15 protein-coding genes and 1 pseudogene are annotated in these 23,526 nt (G+C 64.0%); 8 read left to right on the forward strand and 8 right to left on the reverse strand.

The annotated features are described in order from the left end of the window. Positions 1–5: 5 nt before the first annotated feature. Positions 6–374, reverse strand: a pseudogene (locus tag ACRQ5J_RS16655) (TonB-dependent receptor plug domain-containing protein); the annotation flags it as partial. Between the two features lie 241 nt (positions 375–615). Between ACRQ5J_RS16655 and ACRQ5J_RS16660 the strand changes: the two are divergent. After that, the gene (locus tag ACRQ5J_RS16660; RefSeq protein ID WP_432378172.1) at positions 616–2,025 is read left to right on the forward strand and encodes a glycoside hydrolase family 88/105 protein; all 1,410 of its coding nucleotides are present in this window, start codon (positions 616–618) and stop codon (positions 2,023–2,025) included. On the opposite strand, the gene ACRQ5J_RS16665 is transcribed toward ACRQ5J_RS16660, so the two are convergent. Genes ACRQ5J_RS16665 through ACRQ5J_RS16680 form a run of 4 tightly spaced genes read right to left on the reverse strand, consistent with a single transcriptional unit; the run spans position 2,022 to position 7,487 of the window. After that, positions 2,022–3,452, reverse strand: coding sequence for a glycoside hydrolase family 28 protein (locus ACRQ5J_RS16665; protein WP_432378174.1), 1,431 nt, complete (start codon positions 3,450–3,452; stop codon positions 2,022–2,024). The genes ACRQ5J_RS16660 and ACRQ5J_RS16665 overlap by 4 nt on opposite strands. Then, the gene (locus ACRQ5J_RS16670; RefSeq protein WP_432378175.1) at positions 3,449–4,651 is read right to left on the reverse strand and encodes a glycoside hydrolase family 88/105 protein; all 1,203 of its coding nucleotides are present in this window, start codon (positions 4,649–4,651) and stop codon (positions 3,449–3,451) included. The genes ACRQ5J_RS16665 and ACRQ5J_RS16670 overlap by 4 nt, the downstream gene beginning before the upstream one ends. After that, positions 4,648–6,315, reverse strand: coding sequence for a glycosyl hydrolase (locus ACRQ5J_RS16675; RefSeq protein WP_432378177.1), 1,668 nt, complete (start codon positions 6,313–6,315; stop codon positions 4,648–4,650). The genes ACRQ5J_RS16670 and ACRQ5J_RS16675 overlap by 4 nt, the downstream gene beginning before the upstream one ends. Further along, entirely contained in the window at positions 6,312–7,487 is a 1,176-nt protein-coding gene (locus ACRQ5J_RS16680; RefSeq protein WP_432378179.1) for a glycosyl hydrolase, read from the reverse strand. The genes ACRQ5J_RS16675 and ACRQ5J_RS16680 overlap by 4 nt, the downstream gene beginning before the upstream one ends. Before the next feature lie 108 nt (positions 7,488–7,595). On the opposite strand from ACRQ5J_RS16680, the gene ACRQ5J_RS16685 reads away from it, so the two are divergent. Next, a complete protein-coding gene (locus tag ACRQ5J_RS16685; protein ID WP_432378181.1) occupies positions 7,596–9,551 on the forward strand; it encodes a GDSL-type esterase/lipase family protein in 1,956 nt (651 codons plus the stop codon). Here ACRQ5J_RS16685 and ACRQ5J_RS16690 read toward each other — a convergent pair. Next, positions 9,493–11,964, reverse strand: coding sequence for a glycoside hydrolase family 2 TIM barrel-domain containing protein (locus ACRQ5J_RS16690; protein ID WP_432378183.1), 2,472 nt, complete (start codon positions 11,962–11,964; stop codon positions 9,493–9,495). The two genes, ACRQ5J_RS16685 and ACRQ5J_RS16690, sit on opposite strands and share 59 nt — an antisense overlap. Positions 11,965–12,186: 222 nt before the next feature. Here ACRQ5J_RS16690 and ACRQ5J_RS16695 point away from each other — a divergent pair, with 222 nt between their 5' ends. Together ACRQ5J_RS16695 and ACRQ5J_RS16700 are read left to right on the forward strand one after the other, a co-directional pair. Then, complete coding sequence (locus tag ACRQ5J_RS16695) at positions 12,187–13,848, forward strand: sodium:solute symporter family transporter (protein ID WP_432378185.1); 1,662 nt, start codon at positions 12,187–12,189, stop codon at positions 13,846–13,848. Positions 13,849–13,933: 85 nt separating this feature from the next. Further along, positions 13,934–15,229: a glycoside hydrolase family 28 protein gene (locus ACRQ5J_RS16700; RefSeq protein ID WP_432378187.1), complete on the forward strand. Its 1,296-nt coding sequence runs from the start codon at positions 13,934–13,936 to the stop codon at positions 15,227–15,229. Between the two features lie 83 nt (positions 15,230–15,312). On the opposite strand, the gene rhaI is transcribed toward ACRQ5J_RS16700, so the two are convergent. Both rhaI and ACRQ5J_RS16710 read right to left on the reverse strand, forming a co-directional pair. After that, entirely contained in the window at positions 15,313–16,608 is a 1,296-nt protein-coding gene (rhaI, locus tag ACRQ5J_RS16705; RefSeq protein ID WP_432378188.1) for an L-rhamnose catabolism isomerase, read from the reverse strand. A gap of 10 nt (positions 16,609–16,618) precedes the next feature. Further along, on the reverse strand, positions 16,619–18,718 hold the full coding sequence (locus ACRQ5J_RS16710) for a bifunctional rhamnulose-1-phosphate aldolase/short-chain dehydrogenase (RefSeq protein ID WP_432378190.1): 2,100 nt from the start codon (positions 18,716–18,718) through the stop codon (positions 16,619–16,621). Positions 18,719–19,055: 337 nt separating this feature from the next. On the opposite strand from ACRQ5J_RS16710, the gene ACRQ5J_RS16715 reads away from it, so the two are divergent. The 4 genes from ACRQ5J_RS16715 to ACRQ5J_RS16730 are packed head-to-tail and all read left to right on the forward strand — an operon-like array spanning position 19,056 to position 23,517. Beyond that, positions 19,056–19,922: a DeoR/GlpR family DNA-binding transcription regulator gene (locus ACRQ5J_RS16715; protein ID WP_432378192.1), complete on the forward strand. Its 867-nt coding sequence runs from the start codon at positions 19,056–19,058 to the stop codon at positions 19,920–19,922. 23 nt (positions 19,923–19,945) lie between these two features. Further along, entirely contained in the window at positions 19,946–20,929 is a 984-nt protein-coding gene (gene rhaS, locus ACRQ5J_RS16720; protein ID WP_432383670.1) for a rhamnose ABC transporter substrate-binding protein, read from the forward strand. A 12-nt stretch (positions 20,930–20,941) separates the two neighbouring features. After that, positions 20,942–22,522 carry a sugar ABC transporter ATP-binding protein gene (locus ACRQ5J_RS16725; RefSeq protein ID WP_432378194.1) on the forward strand — a complete coding sequence of 527 codons (1,581 nt, stop codon included), beginning with the start codon at positions 20,942–20,944 and terminating at the stop codon, positions 22,520–22,522. Then, a complete protein-coding gene (locus tag ACRQ5J_RS16730; RefSeq protein ID WP_432378196.1) occupies positions 22,519–23,517 on the forward strand; it encodes an ABC transporter permease in 999 nt (332 codons plus the stop codon). The genes ACRQ5J_RS16725 and ACRQ5J_RS16730 overlap by 4 nt, the downstream gene beginning before the upstream one ends. Positions 23,518–23,526: the final 9 nt, after the last annotated feature.

The raw sequence follows: 23,526 nt of genomic DNA on the forward strand, positions 1-23,526 counted from the left end.
CCCTCGATGCCGTTGATGCGCACGCGCGTAAAGCCGGCGTTCAGGCCGCGCACGGTGATCTGCTTGCCCTCGCCGCCATCGCCACGCGCCAGCGCCACGCCGGGGACCCGTTGCAGCGACTCGGCCAGGTTGGCGTCCGGGAACTTGGCGATGTCTTCCGCCTTGATGACATCGACAATGCCATCCGAGTTCTTCTTGGTATTCAGCGCGCTGTTCAGGCTGGCGCGAAAGCCGGTGACCACCACCACCGTTTCATTATTTTCCTGCGCGGCCGGGGCCGCCTCCTGCGCGTTTGCCTGCAACGACGCCAGCGTGGCGATCACCGCGACATGGATCAAGGTTGGCCGCATCCCGTTGTTTTTGCTTGTTTGCATACGAGTCTCCAGTTATTTTTATCAGAGCTTGGTGCTCATGGAGCATGTTACGTAGCAAACGCGATGCGGTAGACAAGCGCTGTGGCGGCGAAACCGCGCTTTTGAGAAATACTCAACGAGTTGATCGCAATGCTGGACAGCTTCAATCAACAATAAGATTATTCGCTCATTTCCGGTGCAAATCCGTGGCTGCATCGGTTAGTGTGACGTGTTCGATACCTATTCTGGAGACAGCAAACAAGTGAAAACCAAACATCTGCTGATGGCTGCCGTGATCGCCGCCCTGCCCCTGTCCGGCCACGTGCTGGCCCAACATGCGCCGCCGCCGCAAGAGAAAGGCCCCAACACGGCGGACGCCATGCTGCACGCGCTGGACGTCAGCTATCCCAATCCCTACCGCGCCATGGACGAAGCGGCCGTCAAGGCGGTGCTGGACCGCGTATTCGCTTATCTGGACGCCGTGACGCCGGCGGCGCTGATCAACAAGAACAGCCACGCGCCCATCGCCAAACTGGAGCGCGCCGATCCGGACGCGGTGCTGCAACCGGGCGACTTCCGCCTGACTAGCTACGAATGGGGCGTGACCTACGCCGGCATGCTGGCCGCCGGCCGCGCCACCGGCGACCGCCGTTACACCGATTACACCGTCAAGCGCCACCAGCTGCTGGCCGACCTGACGCGGCTCTATCTGCCGGCCGTGAAGGCGGACCAGCAAAACGCCCAGGCGCCGATCAAAAGCTTCCTGAACCCGCACGCGCTGGACGACGCCGGCGCACTGTGCATGAGCTTCCTGAAAGCGCAGCAGGCCGGCGTCAAGGTCGACTACAGCCAGCTGGTGCCGGTGTGCAGCAGCTTCGTCACCGAGAAGGAATACCGCCTGAAGGACGGCACGCTGGCGCGCGGCGGCCCGGGCGCCGACGGCAAACCGAAGATGCGCCCGCTGCCGGATACGCTCTGGCTGGACGATATGTTCATGGGTGTGCCGACCATCGCGTTGATGGGCAAGCAGACCGGCAACGCCAAATACTATGACGACGCGGCCCGCCAGGTGCTGCAATTCTCCAGGCGCATGTTCAACCCGCAACTGGGCATCTACATGCACGGCTACGTCGAGGGCATGCGCGACCATCCGGAGCTGCACTGGGCGCGCGCCAACGGCTGGGCGCTGATGGCGATGGTCGAGGTGCTGGACGTGCTGCCGAAGAATCACCCGCAGTACCGGGCGGTGGAGACGCAATTTCGCGCCCACGCCAACGGACTGGCGAAGTATCAGCACAAGGACGGCCTGTGGCATCAGTTGATCGACCGCCCGGACTCTTATCTGGAAACCTCGGCCACGGCGATCTACACCTACGCCATCGCGCGCGGCGTCAACCGGGGCTATCTGGACCAACAGATGTTCGGCCCGATGGCCAACCTGGCGTGGAACGCGGTCGCCGGCAAGGTCAATGCCAGGGGCGAGGTGGAAGGCGTCTGCGTCGGCACCGGCATGGCGTTCGACCCGGCGTTTTACTACTATCGCCCGGTGAGCACCAAGGCCGCCCACGGCTACGGCCCGGTGCTGCTGGCCGGCGCCGAGATCATCGAGATGAACAAGAAGTTCAAGTTCGGCCTCAATGACAGCGGCTTGATGTACCAGGGCGCGCGTTAAGTATTGACCAGGCCTTCGACGTTGCTGACGTTGAAGGCCTGGTCGCGCACCTTTCCTACTTTCACACCCTGCAGCGTAACGTTCCTGACCGGCAGGCCGGCATCGCCCTGAATGCGGCAGACAAACCTGGCCTCCGCCACCCGCACGTCGCTGACATACAGGCCATCGATCGGCGTCAGGCGGCGCTCGTAGGTCGGCACCAGATTGCGCCACTGGTACAGCACATCCGTCTCCACGCACAGCGGGCCGCCGGCGATGCTGGTCGCCGTCACATTGCGCATATGGATGTTGCGCACGTAGCCGCCGCGCCGTTCGTTGGTCTTCACGTACAGGATGTTGTTGATCTCGACCAGCGTGGTGCCCTTGACCGGGCCGTCGGCATCGCCGCGATCGAAATGGCAGTTCTCCACCAGGATATTCTCAACACCTCCCGACAACTCGCTGCCGATGGCCAGAAGCTGGTGGCCGTTCTTGATGCGGCAGTTGCGGATAACGATGTTCTTGGCCGGTGAAGCCAGCCGCCAGCCGTCAAACTCACGGCCGGATTTGACGGAGATCGCATCGTCGCCCTGATCGAAAATGCAGTCTTCTATCAGCACGTTCTGGCTCATCTCGGGATCGACGCCGTCGTTGTTGTGGCCATGCGCGCGGATATCGACCCGGCGTATTACCACGTCCTGGCACATGTACGGGTGGACGGTCCAGAACGGGCTGTCGCGGATGGTGATGTCTTCGATCAGCACATTACGGCAGCGGTTGAACTGCACGAACTGCGGGCGCAGATGCGCTTCGCCTTGCGCCATCTGGCGTTGACTGAGCGGGACGTTATGCACGGCATGCTGGTACAGCGCAACCAGCGCCTCCATGTGCGGCTTGGGCCGCGCATACCACAGGCGCCAGACATCCAGTTCCGCCTTCAGCGTGCCTTTGCCTGTCAGCGCGACGTTGTCGCAGTCAAGGGCGTAGACCAGCGGTGAGTAGTTGTAGCATTCGATGCCTTCCCAGGACGTTATCACCGCCGGCAGATAATCCTCCGGCTGGCCGGAAAACAGCAGAACCCCGCCTTCTTCCACATGCAGGCCGACATTGCTTTTCAGGTGAACCGCGCCGGTGAGCCAGGTCCCGCCTGGGACGATAACGCGGCCGCCGCCAGCGGCGTTGGCGGCGCTGATCGCGGCGGCGATTGCCTTGGTCGTCGCGGCCTTGTCACCAGTGGCCGCACCATAGCGGCGAATGTCGAACCGCGGTGCGTCGGCAAAGTCGGGCACGCGAATCGGCGGCATGTCGAACGGCGCGCTGGCCTGCACCTCCCGCATAGGCAGCGGGGAGCGCGAACCCGGTGCGGATGCGGCGGTGGCGCGCAACAACGGCAATGCCGGCAGCAGCGCGGCAGACTGCAACAGGGTGCGACGCAGCCTGCTGCTCATGATGGCGCCTTCATGCTGTTTGCCGCCATCTTTTTCAGTTCCGCCGCGGCCAGCAGGAAGCCACCGACGCCGTAGTTGTAGCTCGACGCCGGCCGGTAAAACGCCGGTTCGGCGCCGGTCTGCTGGATGCCGCCCAGGCGGCCGTCGGCATACACATTCTTCAGCAGCCCGGCCCAAGCGCGTTCGATCACCGGCCGGTATGTCCTGGCATCCAGATAGCCCTTGTTGACGCCATAGGCCATGCCGTACACGAACAGTGCGGCGCCCGAGGTTTCCGGCAGCGGATAAGTGTCCGGGTCCAGCAGGCCTGCATGCCATTGGCCATCCGCGTCCTGGATGCGGGCGATGCTGGCGGACATCTGCTGGAGCTGCTCGATATAGAACGGGCGTTGCGGATCGTCGGCCGGGATGTAGTCCAGCGTACGTGCAAGGCCACCCATTACCCAGCCTTCGCCGCGCGACCGGAATATCTTCTTGCCGTTGGCTTCGCGCCTGGTCTTGTAGCTGGCGTCACGCGCGTACAGGTGCTCTTCCTTGTCGTACAGCAGATCGTAGGTCTGGCGCCACTGCGTGTGCACATAATCGAGGTATTTGCGCTCGCCGGTGGCCTTGTACATTTTCACCCACACCGGCGGCGCCATGAACAGCGCGTCGCACCACCACCAGGGCTGGCGTTCGTCGCCGGGGCGCAGCGTTTTCAGGTTAATCAGCGTATCCAGCTGCTCCCTGGTGTGTGCGATGCGTTCAGGCGATGGCTGCTGGAAGTACAGCTCCAGATAGGTCTGGGCGACGGCGATATCGTCTGCGTTCGGATATGGCGTGCGCAGTTTCCATTCAAAGCCATTGGCCATGGTCAGCATGGCATCGCGGTATTTTGGATCGCCGGTGGATTCGGATACAGCCATGAAGCCGCTGAACAGGACCGCCGAGGTCCAGATTTTGTCCAGGTGCTGCATGGTTCGCGGCAGCTGCCAGTCGGCCACCTTGCGCATTGCCTTGTCGATGGCGGCCGGCGTCAGCGCCGGCGACAGATCGGTGGCGCGCGGCCCGCCGTCGGCTGGCGCGTCGCCGAAGTGGCGGCCGATGTCCTTGTCGATGATGGCTTGCATCTCGGGCGTCGGCTGCGGATAGTTTTGCTGGGCGTGCGCCGGCGTGGCGAACGCCAGCAGCAGCGACAGGCATAAGGTGTTTTTCTTCATTGCTTGGTCTCCGAAAGCAGTCGCACCTGTCCCAGCATGCCTGAGGGTCGTGGGCTGATCAGGTGCGTATCTTGTGGCACGAAACGCTGGCCGTAGCGGGCCGACAGCAGGCGGTAGTCAGGGCGCTCCTGGCCTGCCAGCAGGTTGATCGATAAATTGGCTACCTGTACTTCGATGCGGTTGTCGCCAGGTTTGAGCAGCTTGCCGATGTCGATCTGGTACGGTGGATGCCATACGGCGCCGGCGCGCCGGCCATTGATGTACACCACAGCGGCCTCGCGGATCGGGCTGTCCAGCATGGCGCGCATGCCGGCGGGGACTTTAGGCGTGCTTTCCAGGGGCGTACCCTGGCCGAAATCGAGTTTAATGGCCTGCGATTGCAATTGCGAGGCTTCCAGCGTGATGTTCCTGCTGTAGATGCCGATGCCTGAATAGTAGCGCGTGGCGGGATTGTCGGTCCACGAGATGAGGCGATCCAGCAGGCGAGGTTGCGCCAGCGCGCCATCGGCGCCGGGAAAACTGAGCCGCCAACCGCTGCCCAGATCGGCCAGCGTGACAACGCGAGGAGCATCGGCGGTGGCGGTGGCGTTGGCGTTGGCGTTGGCGTTGGCGAGAATGCTACCCTCATGCGAGGCCGCAGGCGAGATCGCCGTTGGCCGCAGCGCCGTGCCGCCCGCATTGGCCACCGTGCTCGCGCCATCCGACAGCACCAGCACGCGCGATTCGTACGGCGCCAGCACCAGCGCAAACGAAGGGTGCACGGAGGCTGGCGTTACCGTGCCATCGTGCGGATTCCACCACGCCGCGTGCTTGCGCGTAGCTGAGGCCGAAGCGACCGTCGCGGTGGTGCGGACCTCGCGGTTACTGGTATTGGCGATGAAATAAATATCACCATCCGCCAGCTTGCGCCGAATGAAGCCTATCGACGCCGCCTGCGCCGATACGCGGAAGTCCGGCGCAATCGCCTTGCCGACCGCCGCGCCCAGCGCGGCCTCCTCGGTCACCAGTTGCGCGCCCGGCAGCGCAAACAGCCGGTCACTCAGCTGCCGCACGAGTTCCGCCTGCGCCGCAGCATCACGGTAGCCCGGCGCGAGCGACGGCTTGCTGCCGACCGCAATCAACTTGCCATCTCCCTCAACATGCCTGATCAACCGCTCCAGCGTGGCAACCGGCATGCGCGTGACATGCGGCAGCACGATCAACGGATACCGCTTGCCGCTGTCGCGCAACGCCTCATCATCAAGAAAGTCAACGTTATGGCCAGCGTCGAGAACCTGCTCCATGACCACCGGCGTCACATGCTTGTGCATGCCCGCCGACAGCGACACCTTGCCCGGCTCCGACGCCGCATACACATCATCGTTCGGCAGCAGCAGCGCCACGTCATTGGCCGGTTCGCCCTGACGCAGCAGATAGCTGGTGCGCTGCAAATACGCATTCACATCCGGCATCACGTTCCACCACGGCTGATGGTGGTTGAAAACCGCCGCCGCGTAAAACGCATAACCCGGCTCCTGCACGCCAGGCGGCGTGTACGGCCAGCCATGACCGACAAACAGATTCACCCCTTGCAACAGCATGCGGTCCGCCTCCACCTTCATATCCAGCGGCGTGGCGCTGAACGCGGGGGAATTCAGCCAGGTCCAGGTTTCGGCCGAAATCACGTTGCGGCCATACAGATGCCCGGCCGACGTGGCCAGGCGAGTGAACGAAAACTCGCGGAACTGCGGCCCCTCCCCTCCGGCAGCGCCACCAGCCGGTTGCTGGACAAGGATACCGCCGGCTCGCCATACGTTTGCGAACGAAAGCGGGTGCCATGGCGCTTCGCCCAATCGTCCACCGGCGTCAGATAGCGTTCGTTGACCAGCTCCGTCTGCGTCAGCGCCCAGTCGCGCCGCAGCGCGCCCGCATCCGGGCCTTGTCCGCTATACACCACCGGCAGATGTGGTTTCAGATCATAGCCCCGGCGGCGCTGGAACTCGGCCAGAAAATCGTCGGTCCAGTCGGTGCCATACACCTCCAGGCTATCCGAAAACACCGCATACGGCGGCTGCGCGCCAAAAGCCTTCAGCAACGGCTCGGCCACCTCTTGCAGGTGATGGTCGATCGCCTTGCGGCTCAAATGGTCGAGCACAAATCCCTCGGCGCCCAGCGCCGCGCGCTTCACCTGCTGCGCCGTGCGGCTGGCGATGTAAAACACCACAACGCGCGCGCTATCGGCGGGCGCCAGATACGCGCGGCCATTGGCCAGCGCCGGCTCGATCATCGCCAGCCGCGTCGCATCGAACTGTTTGCCATCGCCGGCGCCGGCAAACGTCGCCACCAGTTTCTCGCCGCTGCCAATGGACGGCAACGCCACCGAATCAGCACCGGCAGGCACCGGCACCGGGGCCACGCGCAGGCGCGACGCCGCCTCGGTCACCGGCACATGCGGCCCGCCGTAAGGCCAACCGCTTGCCAGCGTCATGTCGACACGCAGATTGCTTTCATGCGCCTTGCGGTTCACAAAGCTCACCGCATCCAGAAAATCCGGCGACAAATAGGGCAAGTTGCGGATGCCGCGCATTGGATCGTCCAGCTCCATCGGATACACCGGCTGAATCTCGAATCCGCCAAAGCCGCCCTGCTTCATCGCCAGCATCTCGCGCTCCAGTTGCGGCTTGACCACCGCCGGGCCAAACCACCACCAGCGCACCATCGGCCGGGCGTTATCCGGCGGCGCTGCCAGATGGCGCTGCACATCGGCCACCGTGGAAAAACGGTAAGCGCTGTCGGCCGGCTCCCCATGGGCGCTCGCCGCCGCGCAGATCAACAGGCACAGGATACTTTTTTTCATCCATTCAGTAGAAATCAGCGGACCGGCGCATGTCAACCGCGCAAGGAGAATAATCATCCTCGTGATTGCAGTATCATGGTGGCCAATAAATTAACGATAACGAGACAAATGCGCTCCCTTTTCATCCTCGCGGCGAGCCTGCTCGCGCTGTCCGCACACGCCCAGACCTATGACTTCAGCGCGCGCCCGTCTGCCGGCGCCATCGCCGTGCAGCACGACACGCTGCCGCGCTACGACGCCGCCACCGGCTACGGCTTTGTCAACCAGACCGGCGCCCTGCCCGCGCGCCCCGTTCATACCGACACCATCCGCCGCGAAGCCGCCGGCTATGTCATCACCGAAGCGGCCATCGATCCGGATACCGGCAAGGATCATTACAACAACTACGGCATGGCCTTCCGCATCAAGGCCGCGCCGGGCGCGTATGCGATCACCGTCCGCACCACCTCGGACGCAGCCGACACCAGCGTCGCCATCAGCGGCATGCAAACCAGCCGCCTGCTGGCGCCCGTGTTCTGGGACGCCGCCAGCCTGCTGCCGAACAAAACGCCGATGAACGTGCAAGGCCACGACTGGAGCTACCGCTACGTCAATGGCCGCGACTACATCGACATCGAGGTCGAGCCGAAGAAGGCAGGCGTGCCGGTGGGCCTGAGCCAGATCACGCTGACGCCGATCGGGCCGCGGCAACGCCCGGCCGGCGCGCTGCCCGCCATTTACACGCTGGGCGACTCCACCGTCAAATCCTATACCTTTGACGAAGCGCCGATGAGCGGCTGGGGCCAGGTCTTCGACCACCTTTTCGATCCGGCCAAAGTGCGTGTGCTGAACTACTCGATGGGCGGCCGTTCGTTCCGCAACGCCTACGCCGAGGGACGCCTGAACGACCTGCTGCTGGCTGCCAATGCAGGCGACATGCTGCTGATACAGTTCGGCCACAACGACGAAAGCCTGGACGAAAACCGCCGCTACGGCCGTGGCGCCACCGAGGCGATGTACGAGGAAATGATACGCAAGGTCTACCTGCCGGCGATCCGCGCGCGCGGTGTGCTGCCCGTCTTCGTCACGCCGATGTCGCGCGTGAACGGCGCGCAAAAGCCCGGTCAGCCCTACATCAACTCCTTCGACAAGCGCCGCTTCCCGGAGCTGATGAAGAAGCTGGGCGCGGAACTGGGTGTTCCGGTGGTGGATCTGAACGCGCGCAGCATCGCGTACTACAACGCCACCGGCAGCGCCTCCATCACCGCCATGGTGATGTCGGTTGAAGCCGGCGAAACACCGGGCAAGACCAACGACGGCAGCTACGCCAACGGCCATCCCGCCAACAAGATCGACGGCACGCATTTCAAGGAATCGCTGTCCAAGCAGTATGCGCGCATGGTCGTCGCCGGCCTGACAGAGGTGATGCCCCAAGTAGCGCCGCTGCTGCGCAAGGACTGGGCAGCCATGCCCGAAATCGCCGCCGACATTACCGATGGCGACAACGCCTACTATCGCAACCAGATTGAAAAGCTGCTGCAACTGGGCGTGCTGCACAAGGATGCGCAAGGCTTGTTTCATCCGCAGGCGGCCATGCAGGCCAGCGAGTTTGCGGCGGCGCTGGCCAAGCTGATGCGCGTACAAACCGGCGTGGTTGCCACGGACGGGCCGCTGACCCGCGAAGTGATGGGCGCCATGCTGCTGGACGCCTACCACGCGAAATTCGCCAGCAAGCCGGCCTACATGACCGACTACAACGGCAAAACCATCCTGCCCGGCAGCGCGGGCTATGATCCGAATCTGGACAGCGGTGCACAGGGGGCAATGTACTACCCGCTGCTGCGCTGGGAGCAGTTGCAGGACGGCGCCAGCGTCTCGCCGGCCTACGCCGCCAAACTGCGCGACGCTTATGAACTGGGCCTGATCCGTTCGGAAAACGGCATCGAACGTGGCCGGATGGTCAACGGCCGCTTGATCGAACCGCACGCGCAGGTTACACGCGCCAAGGCCGCCAAGGCACTGTACTTCATGTGGGTGCTGGCGCAGCCGCCCAAGAACGAGAACGATCTGTCCGCAGCACTTTGACTGCGGCCGTCAGCCCGGCGGCCGTCACCTTGACATTGACGACGCCCGGCGCACGGCCGGAGCGCAGGATCGCCTGCGCGAAGCCGTTGTGCAGGCGTGTGCCCTTGACGGTGAAAACCGCGTCGGTCGAATGGTCGCCATTATCCAGCGCGAGCAACTGCGCCGCGCCGCTGACGTCCACCGTGATCTCGTCCCGCGCCACCGGCACCACGCGCCCCTGGCGATCCACGGCACGGATTTTCAGGTAATGCAGGTCCATGCCACCCGCGCGCCAGTCGGCCGCCTCGGATTCGATCTGCAAGGCTAACGCTTTGCCGGCCGTGTGCAATTCATGGCGCGCCACTTCCCTGCCGCCGGTACGCGCCACCGCGGTTAGCGTGCCGCCGCTGCCGTATGGGACCGCCTTCCAGTAAATGATGTTGCGGCTTAACGCGTCACCGCGCGGATTCGGCTGCGTGCCGCAGGACTTGCCGTTGACCAGCAACTCCACCTCGTCCGCATTGGTGTAGGTGAACAGGCTTTGCTGGCTGCCCTCCGGCCAGTTCCAATGCGACGATACCGGCGTCTTCCCGACCTGTACATCGTTCCATTCCAGCGTTTCGCCGGCGCCATCGGCAACGCCGATGCGCACCAGCGGCGCGTCCGCAAACGCCGCCTTGACGAGGTAGGCCTGCGGGTACGGCTCCATCGTATGGCTGAAGAACGAAAAGTTCCAGCCCTTGCGCGGCCATCCGTGCGACTCGCCCCAATACTCCACCGCGCCCCAATAGGCCAGGCCCACCATCTTGTCCCGGTCCATGCCGTAGAAGGCGCCGGTCAGGGTGGAAGTCGCCGCCTCGCTCTGGTAGATAATCAGGTGCGGCGCCTGCTGCAAGTACGCCTGGTATGCCGGATACTGGTAATTGAAGCTGGCCACCTCGGTCACCAGCGACAATTCCGGCGGCGCCAGCCGGGTATGGAAATCGGCAGAACTGCGCATGGCCGCATTGGCGCGCGCCGGGAACATCGCCACCGTGGTGTTGCGCGTGCTGTCGAAGCGCTTGAGCAGCGTATCGAGAATTTTGTAGGTCGTCACACCCCAGTCGCCGGTCGGGAAGCCCGCCCACGCCTCGCGCACCTGCAACTCGTTCCCCAGGCTCCAGAGGATCACTGACGGGTGATTGCGGTCGCGCCGCACCCATTCCGGCAAAATCCTGTACCACAGCTGCGAAAATGGTTTCTGCCCTGCCCAGTATTCGCTCTCGCTCCATTTGTCGGCCAGTTCGTCGACGATCAGGATGCCGTGTTTGTCAGCCAGCCGCAAAAACGATGTCGAATACGGATTGTGCGAGGTGCGCACATGGTTGAAGCCGAATTCCTTCAACCGAACGAACATGCGCTCGATGGCGCGCTCGTACACCGCCGCCCCCAGCGCACCCAGGTCGTGATGATTCGATATCCCTTGCAGGAACACCTTTTTGCCATTCAGCCGAAAGCCGGACTCCCGCGAAAACGCAATGCTGCGAATGCCAAACTGCTCGCTCACCTGATCGACCGGGCGGCCGTCCAGCAGCACGGTGACTTCCGCCGTGTACAGCTGCGGCGTCTCGCAGGACCACAGCCTGGGCGCCGGTACGCGCAGCGGCGGCACGGCCACCGTCACCACCGCCAGCCGTATGCCCTGCGGCGCCGGCGTCGTGGTGTGCGATACGCGGCTGCCGTCGGGCGCCAGAATGCTGGTGCGGACAGCGACGTCCAGCCTTTTACCGGAGACGCCATCCAACTCCACCTGAACCGCCACTTCGGCGGCCTGTTCCGACACCACCGGCGTGGTGACAAACACGCCGTGTCGCGCAATCGACACCGGTTCCTTCACCAGCAGATGCACATCGCGGAACAAGCCGCCGCCGGTGTACCAGCGCGACTGGCGCGTGCCACCGGTGCTGGCGCGCACCGCAAGCAGGTTATCGCCATCGTAGTTCACGGCCTGCGAGACATCGACCTCCGCGCCGAGGTAGCCGTAATCGATATCCGCCACCTTGCGCCCGTTCAGCCACACATCGCCGTACAGCATCAGGCCCTCGAAGTCGAGCAGCACTTTTTTACCTTTCCAGGCCGGCTCGCCCTTGAACCGCTTGCGATACCAGCCCGTGCCCATGGCCTTGAAGCCGCGCGCCGCACCGGCCGACTGGTCCCACGGCTGCTCGATCTGAAAGTCATGCGGCAGGTCGAGCTGGCGCCAGCCGCTGTCGTCCAGGCCGGGCGCGCTGGCGTCCGCCGCGTCGCCTGCCTGGAACTTCCAGTCGAAGTTGAACAACTGGCTGCGACGGCCACCAGCCGGCGCTGTCTGCGCGGCAGACAGTCCACCCACACCCAGTCCGGCGCCCAGAATGGCGGAATATTGCAGGAAGTTGCGTCGTGTCGTGATATCCATTGCCGTCCCTTGAGGTTCTCAGCAATGTAATACTGCGCACAGGTTTTTCCCACCGGTGGCGGCAATCACTCACGCAGTTGATCGGGCGCGCCGATTGCTGCGGTGCTTATATGAATTACGCATGCTTAATGCGAATTTACTTATGCCTATTCGACAAGTTTTCACGCTAGCATCGGTATAATTTGCCCAGCTAATTATTTTAATAATGAAGGGACGTGTATCTTGAGTAATCTGGATTTGTTTGTATTCTTTGCCTACATCCTGCTGGTCGCCGGCTACGGCCTGTGGGTGCACTATCGTAAGCAGCAGGCGGCGGCATCGCCTTCGCATGCCTATTTCCTGGCCGAAGGTTCGCTGACCTGGTGGGCCATTGGCGCGTCGCTGATCGCGTCCAATATTTCCGCAGAACAATTCATCGGCATGAGCGGTTCCGGCTTCAAGATGGGCATGGCGATCGCCGCCTATGAATTCCTGGCCGCCGCCACGCTGATCATCGTCGCGGTATTCTTCATGCCGGTGTACCTGAAAAACCGCATCTATACCATGCCGCAGTTCCTGCGCCAGCGCTACAACAACACGGTAGCGACCGTCATGGCGGTGTTCTGGCTGACGCTGTACATCGTGGTCAACCTGACCTCGATCCTGTACCTCGGCGCGATTGCCATCAGCGGCATTTCCGGCATTGGCATCATGCCGTGCATGGTGGTGCTGGCGGTGCTGGCGATGTTCATCACGCTGGGCGGCATGAAGGTGATCGGCTATACCGACGTGATCCAGGTGGCCTGCCTGGTGGCCGGCGGCCTGGCGACGACCTGGCTGGCACTGGAAATGGTGGCCAACCTCGACGGCAGCAACAGCGTGGTCCACGGCTTCAAGCTGATGACCGAACGCGCGCAGGACCATTTCCATATGGTGCTGCAACCGTCCAATCCAAATTACATCGACCTGCCGGGCCTGACCGTGCTGCTGGGCGGCATGTGGATCGTCAACCTGAACTACTGGGGCTGCAACCAGTACATCACGCAGCGGGCGCTGGGCGCCGATCTGAAAACCGCCCGCGCCGGGCTGCTGTTCGCCGGTTTCCTCAAGATGCTGATGCCGCTGATCGTGGTGGTGCCGGGCATTGCCGCGTTCGTGCTGCATCAGTCCGGTGCGCTGGGCAACGCCATGAACCACGCCGGCGAACTGAATCCCGACCGCGCCTACCCTGTGCTGCTGGCGCTGCTGCCGTCGGGCCTGAAGGGCGTGGCGTTCGCTGCGCTGTCGGCGGCCGTGGTGGCGTCGCTGGCGGGCAAGGCCAACAGTATCGCCACCATCTTTACGCTCGATATTTACAAGGAAAAGTTCGCGCCGGAAGCCAGCGAGCAAAAGCTGGTGTGGATGGGCCGCGTCACCATTGTCGTCTCGCTGCTGCTGGCGGTGCTGATCGCGCCATTCCTCGGCATCGACAAGAAAGGTGGCTTCCAGTACATCCAGGAGTACACCGGCTTTGTGTCGCCGGGCATCTTCGCCATGTTCCTGCTGGGCTTCTTCTGGAAGCGCACGACCTCGGCGGCGGCGATGTTCGCCACCATCGGCGGTTTCATCTGCTCGCTGATCTTCAAGTTCCTGCCGGACTGGGTCAACCTGTCCTTCCTGGCCAGTTCCGGTTTCGCCGTGCCCAACGCGGCCGGCGTGTACGAGATTCCGTTCCTCGACCGCATGGGCTTTGTGTTCGTGATTTGCGTGATCGGCATGATTCTGATCAGCCTGGCACAGCCGCGCGACAAGTCGGCCAGGCCGATGGAATTCGATGTCTCGATGTTCCGCGTGGACCGTCGTTTCGCCGTCGGCAGCGCGATCGTGCTGGCGATGCTGGTGGCGGTGTACACCATCTGGTGGTAATTACTCAGCGGGTTGATTGATACCCGCTTGCGCGGCGGGCTGAACAAGGCTCATCATGTCCGCTGATAGATTATCAGGGGAATTCATGTCTGCCGATGTCGCTCGCCGCCGCTTCACCCGGGCCTTGCTGGCTTCCTCGCTCGCCGTCGCGGTGGGCAAGGTCGCCGCGCAAGGCGCCGTCCGCAAAACCGTTACTGAATTCGGCGCTGTCGCCGACGGCAAGACGGTCAATACCGGGGCAATCCAATCTTCCATCGACCAGCTGGCGGCGCAAGGCGGCGGCACGGTGGTGGTGCCGGCCGGCAGGTTCGTCAGCGGCGCGCTGTTTCTCAAGCCGCAGGTGCACCTGCATTTCGAGCCGGGCGCGGTGCTGGAATGCTCGACCGACATGCACGACTTCCCCGGCCGCCGGACCCGCATCGAAGGCCACTTCGAAGACAATTTCACGCCGGCGCTGATCAACGCCAAGGGCTGCCACGGCTTGCGCATCACCGGCGAGGGCACGCTCGACGGCGCCGGACGGCCGATCTGGGATCAGTTCTGGAAGCTGCGCAACGCCGCGCCAGATCCGCACAACTTCCCCAACCTCGGCCTCCCGCGCGCGCGCCTGGCGCTGCTTGAAGAGTCGCGCGATGTGCTGGTGGAGGGACTGACGTTCAAGGATGCGCAGTTCTGGAACCTGCATATCTATAACTGCCAGGACGTCATCGTGCGCAAGGCGCGCTTCGTGGTGCCGGACGATTACCAGCAGGCGCCCAGCACCGACGGCATCGACCTGGACAGCTGCCAGCGGGTGACGGTCGAAGGCTGCTATTTCTCCGTTACCGATGATTGCATCGCCGCCAAGGGATCGAAAGGCCCGCTGGCGCTGGACGATCGCAGCAGCCCGCCGGTGGAGCATATCCGCGTGCGCAACTGCGTGTTCAAGCGCGGCCACAGCGTGCTGACGCTGGGCAGCGAGGCCACCATTGTGCGCGATGTGGTGATCGAGGATTGCGAGGTTGGCGATGTGCGTGTGGCGCATCTGAAGCTGCGGCCGGATACGCCGCAGCGTTATGAGGATATTCATTACCGCAACATCAAGCTGGCGGGCCACAGCGCTTCGATTCTGGATATCATTCCGTGGTCGCAGTATAAGAATCTGCAAGGGCAAAGGCCGCCGCAGTCGGTGGTGCGCAATATCAGCTTTAGCGGATTTAGCGGCTCGGCCGGAACGCTGGGCAATATCGCACCGAATCCGGGGCAGACCGCGATTGGCGATATCCTGTTGAAGGATTTCGATGTGCGGCTGCGGGATGGCCGGCTGCGTGCCGAGGGCGTGAGCAAACTCACGCTTGATAACGTGGTGGTCAACGGCAAGCCGTACACCACCACCTCCTGACCGTCGTTCCCGCGCAGGCGGGAACCCATGGAACGCCGGCAGGGCAAGCGCCGCATGGATTCCCGCCTGCGCGGGAATGACGGTCAGACGATGCCGCTGCTGCTGGCGCCGGCTTTGGGCGGGCGGTCGGCCGCCACCTTCTCGCGGTAGCCGGCGCGGCGGTACGCGGCCACCGGATCGACCGCGCCGCCAGCACGCAGCCGCGCCATCGCCAGAATCGGGCTGACATCGGTACGGAACGCCTTCTTCAAGATCTGCGCCGCATTCAGCACATCATTCGATTGCTGGAATTCTTGCAGCGCCACCCGGTCCACCAGCGCCGCCTGAACGTAGGCGCGCTGCACCTCGACCGCGCTGCTGATCAGGCTTTCAATCGGATCGGTCACATTGTGCGACTGGTCCAGCATATTCGCCGTCCTGAACGACGCCCCCTCCCGCTGCGCCGCATCGGCCAGCTCGTTAAACACCAGGAACAGCTGGAACGGATTGATCGAGCCGGAATCCAGGTCGTCATCGCCATACTTGCTGTCGTTGAAGTGGAAGCCGCCCAGCTTGCCGAACTGCGCCAGCCGCGCCACGATCATCTCGATATTGGTATTCGGCGCATGGTGTCCCAGATCGACCAGGCACTTGGCCTTCGGCCCCAGCTCCTGCGCGCACGCAAAGCTGGTGCCCCAGTCGGCGATGGTGGTCGCGTAGAACGCCGGCTCGAACAGCTTGTGCTCGATGTAGACCTGCCAGTCGTCCGGCAGCGCCGCATAGATCGCGCGCATGCTGTCCAGATAGCGTTCCAGCGAGCCGCGCAGATTGTGCTGGCCGGGGAAGTTGGCGCCATCGCCGATCCAAACGGTCAAGCCCTTCGAGCCGAGCGCCCGGCCCAGCTCGATGCACTCGATATTGTGCGCCACCGCCTGCTCGCGCGCGGCGGCGTCCTGCGCGGTCAGACTGCCGTACTTGTAGGTATGCGCCTGCCCCGCCTGGTCCTGGAACGTGTTGGAATTGACCAGATCGAAATACAGTCCATAGCCGTGCGCCTGCTCGCGCAGCCCGGCCGTATCGCTGATCTTGTCCCACGGGAAGTGCAGCGACACGCCCGGCGTCGCCCGGCTCAGTTGATGGATGACCGCGCAATCGTCCAGCTTTTCAAACACATTGCGCGGCTCGCCCTTGCCGGGAAAGCGCGCAAAGCGCGTGCCGCCGGTGCCGGCGCCCCAGCTGGGCAGCGCCACCGCAAACTGCTGGGCCGCCGCGGTCAGCGTTTCGATATCGACGCCGCGGCGCGACAGCATGCCCGCCAGCGCCTCGTAGTCGGCGTTCAGGTCCGCCAGCAGGCCGGCGTTATGCTCGGCCACCAGTCCCTGGTCGATAAGTGCCACCATGTTTGTCTCCTTAGCGGGTGAAGGCGGCGGCGTTGCCGGCGTCGACGTTGATGATGTTGCCGGTGCTCTTGCCCGCCTTGTCCGAGGCCAGGAAATACACCGCCTCGGCGATGTCTTCCGGCAGCACGCTCAGTTTCAGCATGCTGCGCTGGCGGTAGAACTCTTCCACATCATCGGCGCCGATCTTGTTCGACTGCGCGCGCTCCTGCTTCCACTTGCCGTCCCAGATGCGCGAGCCGCGAATCACCGCGTCCGGATTGACCACGTTGACGCGGATGCCGTGCGGCGCGCCTTCCAGCGCAATGCAACGCGCCAGGTGGATTTCCGCCGCCTTGGCGGTGCAGTAGGCCGACGCCCCGGCCGAGGCCACCAGGCCATTCTTGCTGGCAACGAACACCATCGAGCCGCCCAGTTTTTGCTGCTGCATGATGCGGAAGGCGGCGCGGCTGACGAGGAAATAGCCTTTGACCAGAATGTCCTGGTTGCGGTTCCACACTTCCAGCGTGGTGTCTTCCAGCGGCGCCGACGAGGCGATGCCGGCGTTGGAAATCAGCAGGTCAACGCCGCCGAAGTTCAGCGCCGATGCCTTCAGTATCTCGTCGACCGCCGCTTCGCCGGTGATGTTGGCGACCACGCTGGCGACGTTGTCCTTGCCGGCCACCTTGGCCAGGCTGGTTTGCGCGGCGGCCAGCGCCTCGCTGTCGATGTCGGTCAGCAGCACGCAAGCGCCCTCCTGCAACAGCTGCCTGGCCACCGCCTGGCCGATGCCGCCGGCGCCGCCGGTCACCAGCGCGATGCGGCCGGCCAGCGATTTCGGCTTCGGCATGCGTTGCAGCTTGGCTTCTTCCAGCAGCCAGTATTCGATGTCGAAGGCCTCCTGCTCCGGCAGGCCGACATACTTGTCCACGCCGTTGGCGCCGCGCATGACGTTGACCGCGTTCACATAAAACTCGCCGGCAATGCGGGCGGTGGCCTTGTCCTTGGCGAAGGACAGCATGCCGACGCCGGGAATCAGGTAGATGATCGGGTTGGCGTCGCGCACGGCCGGGCTGTTGCTGCGCTTGCAGCGCTCGTAATAGGCCCGGTAATCGGCGCGGTAGGCCTCGAGCGCGTCGTCGAGCCCGGCCACCAGCTTGTCGAAGTCCGGCCTGGACGGATCGAAATCCACCACGAACGGGCGTATCTTGGTGCGCAGGAAGTGGTCCGGGCACGAGGTGCCGAGCGCCGCCAGCGGTTGCAGGTCGCGGCTGCACACGAATTCCAGCACCGCGTCCTGATCGTCGAAGTGGCCCAGCTTGAATTCATCCTTGCTGATCTTGCCGCGCAGCAAAGGCATCAGGCGCGCGGCGAACTCGGCGCGCTGTTCTGGCGGCAGCGGCTGCACGGCGGCGCCGCCGAACGATGGCTGCGCCACGTTCGCGTCCAGCCAGTCGCCGGCGCGCTTGATGATGGCCAGCGTGGTTTCGTAGCAGGACTTGGCGGTATCGCCCCAGGTGAACAGGCCGTGGCCTTCCAGGATGATGCCCTTCAGCTGCGGATTATTTTTCGATACCTGTTCCAGTTTCAGGCCCAGGTCGTAACCCGGACGCTGCCACGGCAGCCACCCCAGCTCGCCCTCGAAGATTTTCTGCGTCAGCTCCTTGCTGTTGGCGCAGGCGGCGATGGCGATCACCGAATCCGGGTGCATGTGGTCGACGTGCTTGCGCGCGATGTAGGCATGCAACGGCGTGTCGATGCTGGCCGCGCGCGGGTTCAGGTTGAAGGTGCAGTGCGGCAGGTAAGCGACCATCTCGTCTTCGTGCTCGAGGCCGCGGTAACGTTGTTTCAGCGCGTACAGCTTATCCATGTACAGGGTCGAGAAGCCGTCCAGCTTGATGCTGCCGAGATCGCCGCCGGAACCTTTCACCCACAGCACTTCCACTTGCTCGCCGCTGAGCGGGTCGGCCATCAGCACCTTGGCCGAGGTATTGCCGCCGCCGAAATTGGTGATGCGCAGATCCGATCCGAGCAGGTTGGAGCGGTACAGCAGCAGTTCAGGCTCGTTCATCTGCGCGGCCTTGCTGTCGTCCCACAAAGAGCTGATCGGTTCTTTCTGCTTCGCTTGGTTCATTGCTGATCTCCGTTGTGAATGTATTGGTTTGCCCTTTGCGGCAATGGCATTCAGTAGAAATCAGCAGGCGCCGCAGTGTCAATCGACGAACGATCAAGATCATGATTAAGCGCGAAATAATCAAAATCGTGATCACGCCCGCCGACCCCAAATCAAACAATCACGGAATTGATCGCGGGGTGATTGACGATCGATTTTGAAATGGATAGCCTTGCAGACAATAAAGCAACATTTCACCCGGTCGTTCCCGTGCAGGCGGGTATCCATGCTGACTATGGGTTCCCGCCTGCGCGGGAACGACGGTGGCGATGATTGCAAAAATTATCAGGAGACAACGATGATCAAGCACAAGCGGCGCAAGCGCATGCTCAAGCTGTTGGCCGAGCATCAAAGCGCGACCGTGCAGCAATTGGTCGACTGGCTAAGCTCGTCGCCAGCCACCGTGCGGCGCGACATCGGCTGGCTGGCCGAACGCAACCTGCTGACGCGCACGCGCGGCGGCGCCGCCAATCTCCAGCAAAAACTGCGCAACCTGGCGCACGCCAGCGAGACCTTCCAGAACAATATGCAATGCCACGCCGAGCGCAAGCGCGGCATCGCGCGCCATGCGGCCGGCATGTGCAATGACGGCGAAACCATCATCATCAACGGCGGCACCACCACCTTCATGATGGCGGAATTCCTGGTCGACCAGCACCTGAAGATACTCACCAATTCCTTCCTGATGGCCGAGCGCCTGCTGAGCACCAGCGAGAACGAAATCATCGTCCCCGGCGGCAAGGTCTACCGGGAACAAAACGTCATCCTCAGCCCGTTCGACAACGACATCACCCAGCACCACTACGCCGCCAAGATTTTCATGGGCGTCTACGGCCTTTCGCTGCTGGGGCTGCTGGAAGCCGATCCGCTGCTGATCCAGGCCGAGAAGCGCCTCATCAGCCAGGCGGAACAATTGATCGTGCTGGCCGACAGCTCCAAGTTCAGCCGCAAGGCCGGCCTGATCCTGTGCGGCCTTAACCGCGTCACCGCCGTCATCACCGACACCCACGCCTCCGACGCCGCCGTGCAGCTGCTGGAGCAGCACGGCGTGCGCGTGGTGACGGTCGAGCCGGAAGCCGTGCCGCCCGCCGCACCGGCCGCCACCTATGGCAACGTTTTCGACTTGCAACTGGAAGCCCTGTACCAACCGGAGATTTCGCATTGAAAAAGCACACACGCATCGCGGCCATGCTGGCCGCCGCCCTCCTCGCCACGCTGGCCGGCTGCGGCAAGCAGCCGGCCGATGACAAGGTTCGCATCGCCATGGTGGTAAAGAACCTGGGCAACGGCTTCTTCGACGCCGCCCACAACGGCGCCACCCAGGCCGCCGCCGAGCTCAAAAACGTGGAGATCATTTACACCGGCCCGACCACGCCGTCGGCCGAGGGCCAGATTGAAATCATCAACTCGCTGATCAGCCAGAAAGTCAACGCCATCGTCATTTCCGCCAACGACCCGAACGCGCTGGTGCCGATCGCCAAGAAAGCCATGGCGCGCGGCATCAAGGTGCTGTCGTTCGACAGCGGCCTGGCGCCCGAGGGCCGGCTGATGCAGCTGAACCCCTCCAACGCCGGCCTGATCGGCGAGAAGCAGGTTGAAATGGCGGCCAGGGCGGCCGGCGGCCGGGGCGACATCGCCATCCTGTCGGCCTCGGCACAGGCGACCAACCAGAACATCTGGATCGGCGTGATGAAGCAGGTGCTGGCCAAGCCGGAATACGCCGGCCTGAAGCTGGTGGCCACCGCCTACGGCGACGACCAGTCCGACAAGAGCTACCGCGAGGCGGTCGGCCTGCTGCGCAGCTATCCGGGGCTGAAAGCCATCATCTCGCCGAGCACGGTCGGCATCAACGCCGCCAGCAAGGCGGTGGTCGATGAAGGCCTGGTCGGCAAGGTGGCCGTGACCGGACTGGGCCTGCCGTCCGAAATGGCCGGCCACGTCAAGAGCGGCGCCGTGCGCGAATTCGCTATCTGGAATCCAATCGACCTCGGCTACACCATCACCTATGCGGCCTATGGCTTCGTCAAGGGCGATCCGGCGGCCAGGCCGGGCGGCAGCGTCAGCGCCGGCCGCATGGGCAGCATCGCACTCGACGCCAACGGCGACGGCGCCATGGCGCCGCCGTTTGTGTACGATAAATCCAATGTCGACCAGTTCTCCCGAATTTTTTAAGCGGATAGTTCCATGCACATGAATGTATCGGCAGCGCAGGCCCAGACCCTGCCTTCCCCGCACCGCGCGCCACTCGACCGGCTGGCGCGGCCGGTGCTGCACTTATCCGGCGTCAGCAAGCGCTTTGCCGGCATTGTGGCGCTCAACAAGGTATCGCTCAGCGTCCGTCCGGGCGAGGTGATGGCGCTGATCGGCGAAAACGGCGCCGGCAAGTCGACGCTGGTGAAAACCCTGACCGGCATCTACCAGCCCGACGAGGGCACGCTGGAACTGGACGGCCAGCCGCTGCGCTTCAGCAGCGCCCAGGACGCCACGCGCGCCGGCATCACCGCCGTGCACCAGGAAAGCGTGATGTTCGACGAGCTGACCGTGGCGGAAAACATTTACGTCGGCCGCCACCCGAGCCGCGCCGCCGGCCGCATCGACTGGCGCCGCATCGAGGCGGAGGCGGAACAGCTGTTCGCCCGGCTGGAGGTGGCGCTGCCGGTGCGCGCCCGCGTCAAGGACCTGAGCGTGGCGCAGCGCCACTTTGTCGAAATCGCGCGCGCGTTGTCGCAGCAGGCGCGCGTGGTGATCCTGGATGAGCCTACCGCCGCCCTGTCGCAGCGGGAAATCCAGGAACTGTACCGCATCATCGGCCAGTTGCGCGCGGCCGGCACGGCGGTGATTTTCATCTCGCACAAGTTCGACGAAATCTACGCCGTGGCCGACAGCTACACCGTGCTGCGCGACGGCCAGTTTGTTGCCGAGGGCGCGCTGGACGCCATCAGCGAACAGGAACTGGTGGCGCTGATGGTGGGCCGCGCCGTGCATCAGGCCTACCCGAAGGCCGAGATGACGCCCGGCGAGGTGCTGCTGGAAGTGGATGGCTTCTGCCATCCGACCGAGTTCCGTGACATCAGTTTCAAGTTGCGCAAGGGTGAAATCCTCGGCTTTTACGGCCTGGTTGGGGCCGGCCGGTCGGAGGTGATGCAGGCGCTGTTCGGCCTCAGCCCGGCGGCGCGCGGCAAGGTCACGCTGGACGGCCGCCCGGTCTGCATCGGCTGCCCGGCGGACGCCATCCGGCACGGCATCGCCTACGTGCCGGAAGACCGCCAGCAACAAGGCGCGCACCTGTCGCTGCCGATCCTGCACAACATCACGCTGCCGATCCTGAACCAGTTGGGCTTCATGCTGCGCGGCCGGCGCCAGCAGGAAAACGCGGTGGCGCGCCACTATGCCGAGCAGCTGGAGTTGAAGGCGCACAACCTGTGCCAGCCGGTGTCCGAACTATCCGGCGGCAACCAGCAAAAGGTGGTGCTGGGAAAATGGCTGGCCACCAGGCCGCGCGTCATCATCCTCGACGAGCCGACCAAGGGCATCGATATTGGCGCCAAGGCTGCGGTGCACCGCTTCGTCGCGCAACTGGTCACGCAGGGCCTGTCGGTGATACTGGTGTCGTCCGAGCTGCCGGAGGTGCTGGGGCTGGCCGACCGCGTGGTGGTCATGCACCAGGGCCATATCATCAATGAATACAGCCGCGCCGAGGCGACGCCGGAAATCGTGGTGGCGGCGGCATCGGGCGTGCATCTGGCCGCCGGGGAGCCACAATGAATCTGCTGAAATTACGGGAAGTACAGCTGGCGCTGCTGACGGTGGCGCTGATCCTGCTGGTCGGCTGGCGCGCGCCGGTGTTCCTCACCGGCGGCAGCCTGGCCAATCTGCTGACCGACTCGACGCTGCTGATCATGATGGCGCTGGCGCAGATGCTGGTGCTGGTGACGCGCGGCGTCGACCTGTCGGTGGCGTCGACGCTGGCCTTGTCCGGCATGCTGGCCGCGCTGTTGGCCTCGCAGCATCCGCAACTGCCGCTGGCGCTGGTGCTGCTGACGGCGGCCGCCATCGGCCTGCTGCTCGGCCTGGCCAACGGCTACCTGATCGGCTACCTGCAACTGCCGCCGATTGTCGTCACGCTCGGCACCATGAGCGTGTATCGCGGACTGGTGTTTGTGCTGTCCGGTGGCGCCTGGGTGTCGTCGCACCAGATGCCGGCCGACTTCATCGCCTTCCCGCTGGGCCGCCTGTTCGGCCTGACGCATCTGGTCTGGATCGCCGCCGCCGCCGTGCTGCTGGCGTGGTACGTGGCGCGGCACAGCCGCTACGGCCGCGACCTGTACGCCATCGGCAACGAGCCGGCGGCGGCGCGCTATGTCGGCATACCCGTCGCGCGGCGGCTGCTGTGGACCTACGGACTGTCGGGCCTGATGGCCGGACTGTGCGGCTACCTGTGGGTGGCGCGCTACGCCGTGGCCTATACCGAGATCGCCTACGGCTTTGAGTTCACCGTCATTGCCGCCTGCGTCATCGGCGGCGTCAGCATCGCCGGCGGCTGCGGCAGCGTGGCCGGCGCCGTGCTGGGCGGCTTCTTCCTGGCGGTGATCGGCAATGCGCTGCCGGTGGTCAAGGTGTCGCCGTTCTGGCAAGGCGCGCTGACGGGCGCCGTCATCCTCACCGCCGTGCTGCTCAATTCGCGCGGCGGCGCCGGCAAAGGGCGGCAAATCCTGCCGCTGCAATCGTTACAACCACAGGCCACCAGGAGCGCCATTTGAACCAGACCG

This window comes from Duganella sp. P38 (assembly GCF_050859475.1).
Lineage (GTDB): Bacteria > Pseudomonadota > Gammaproteobacteria > Burkholderiales > Burkholderiaceae_D > Rugamonas.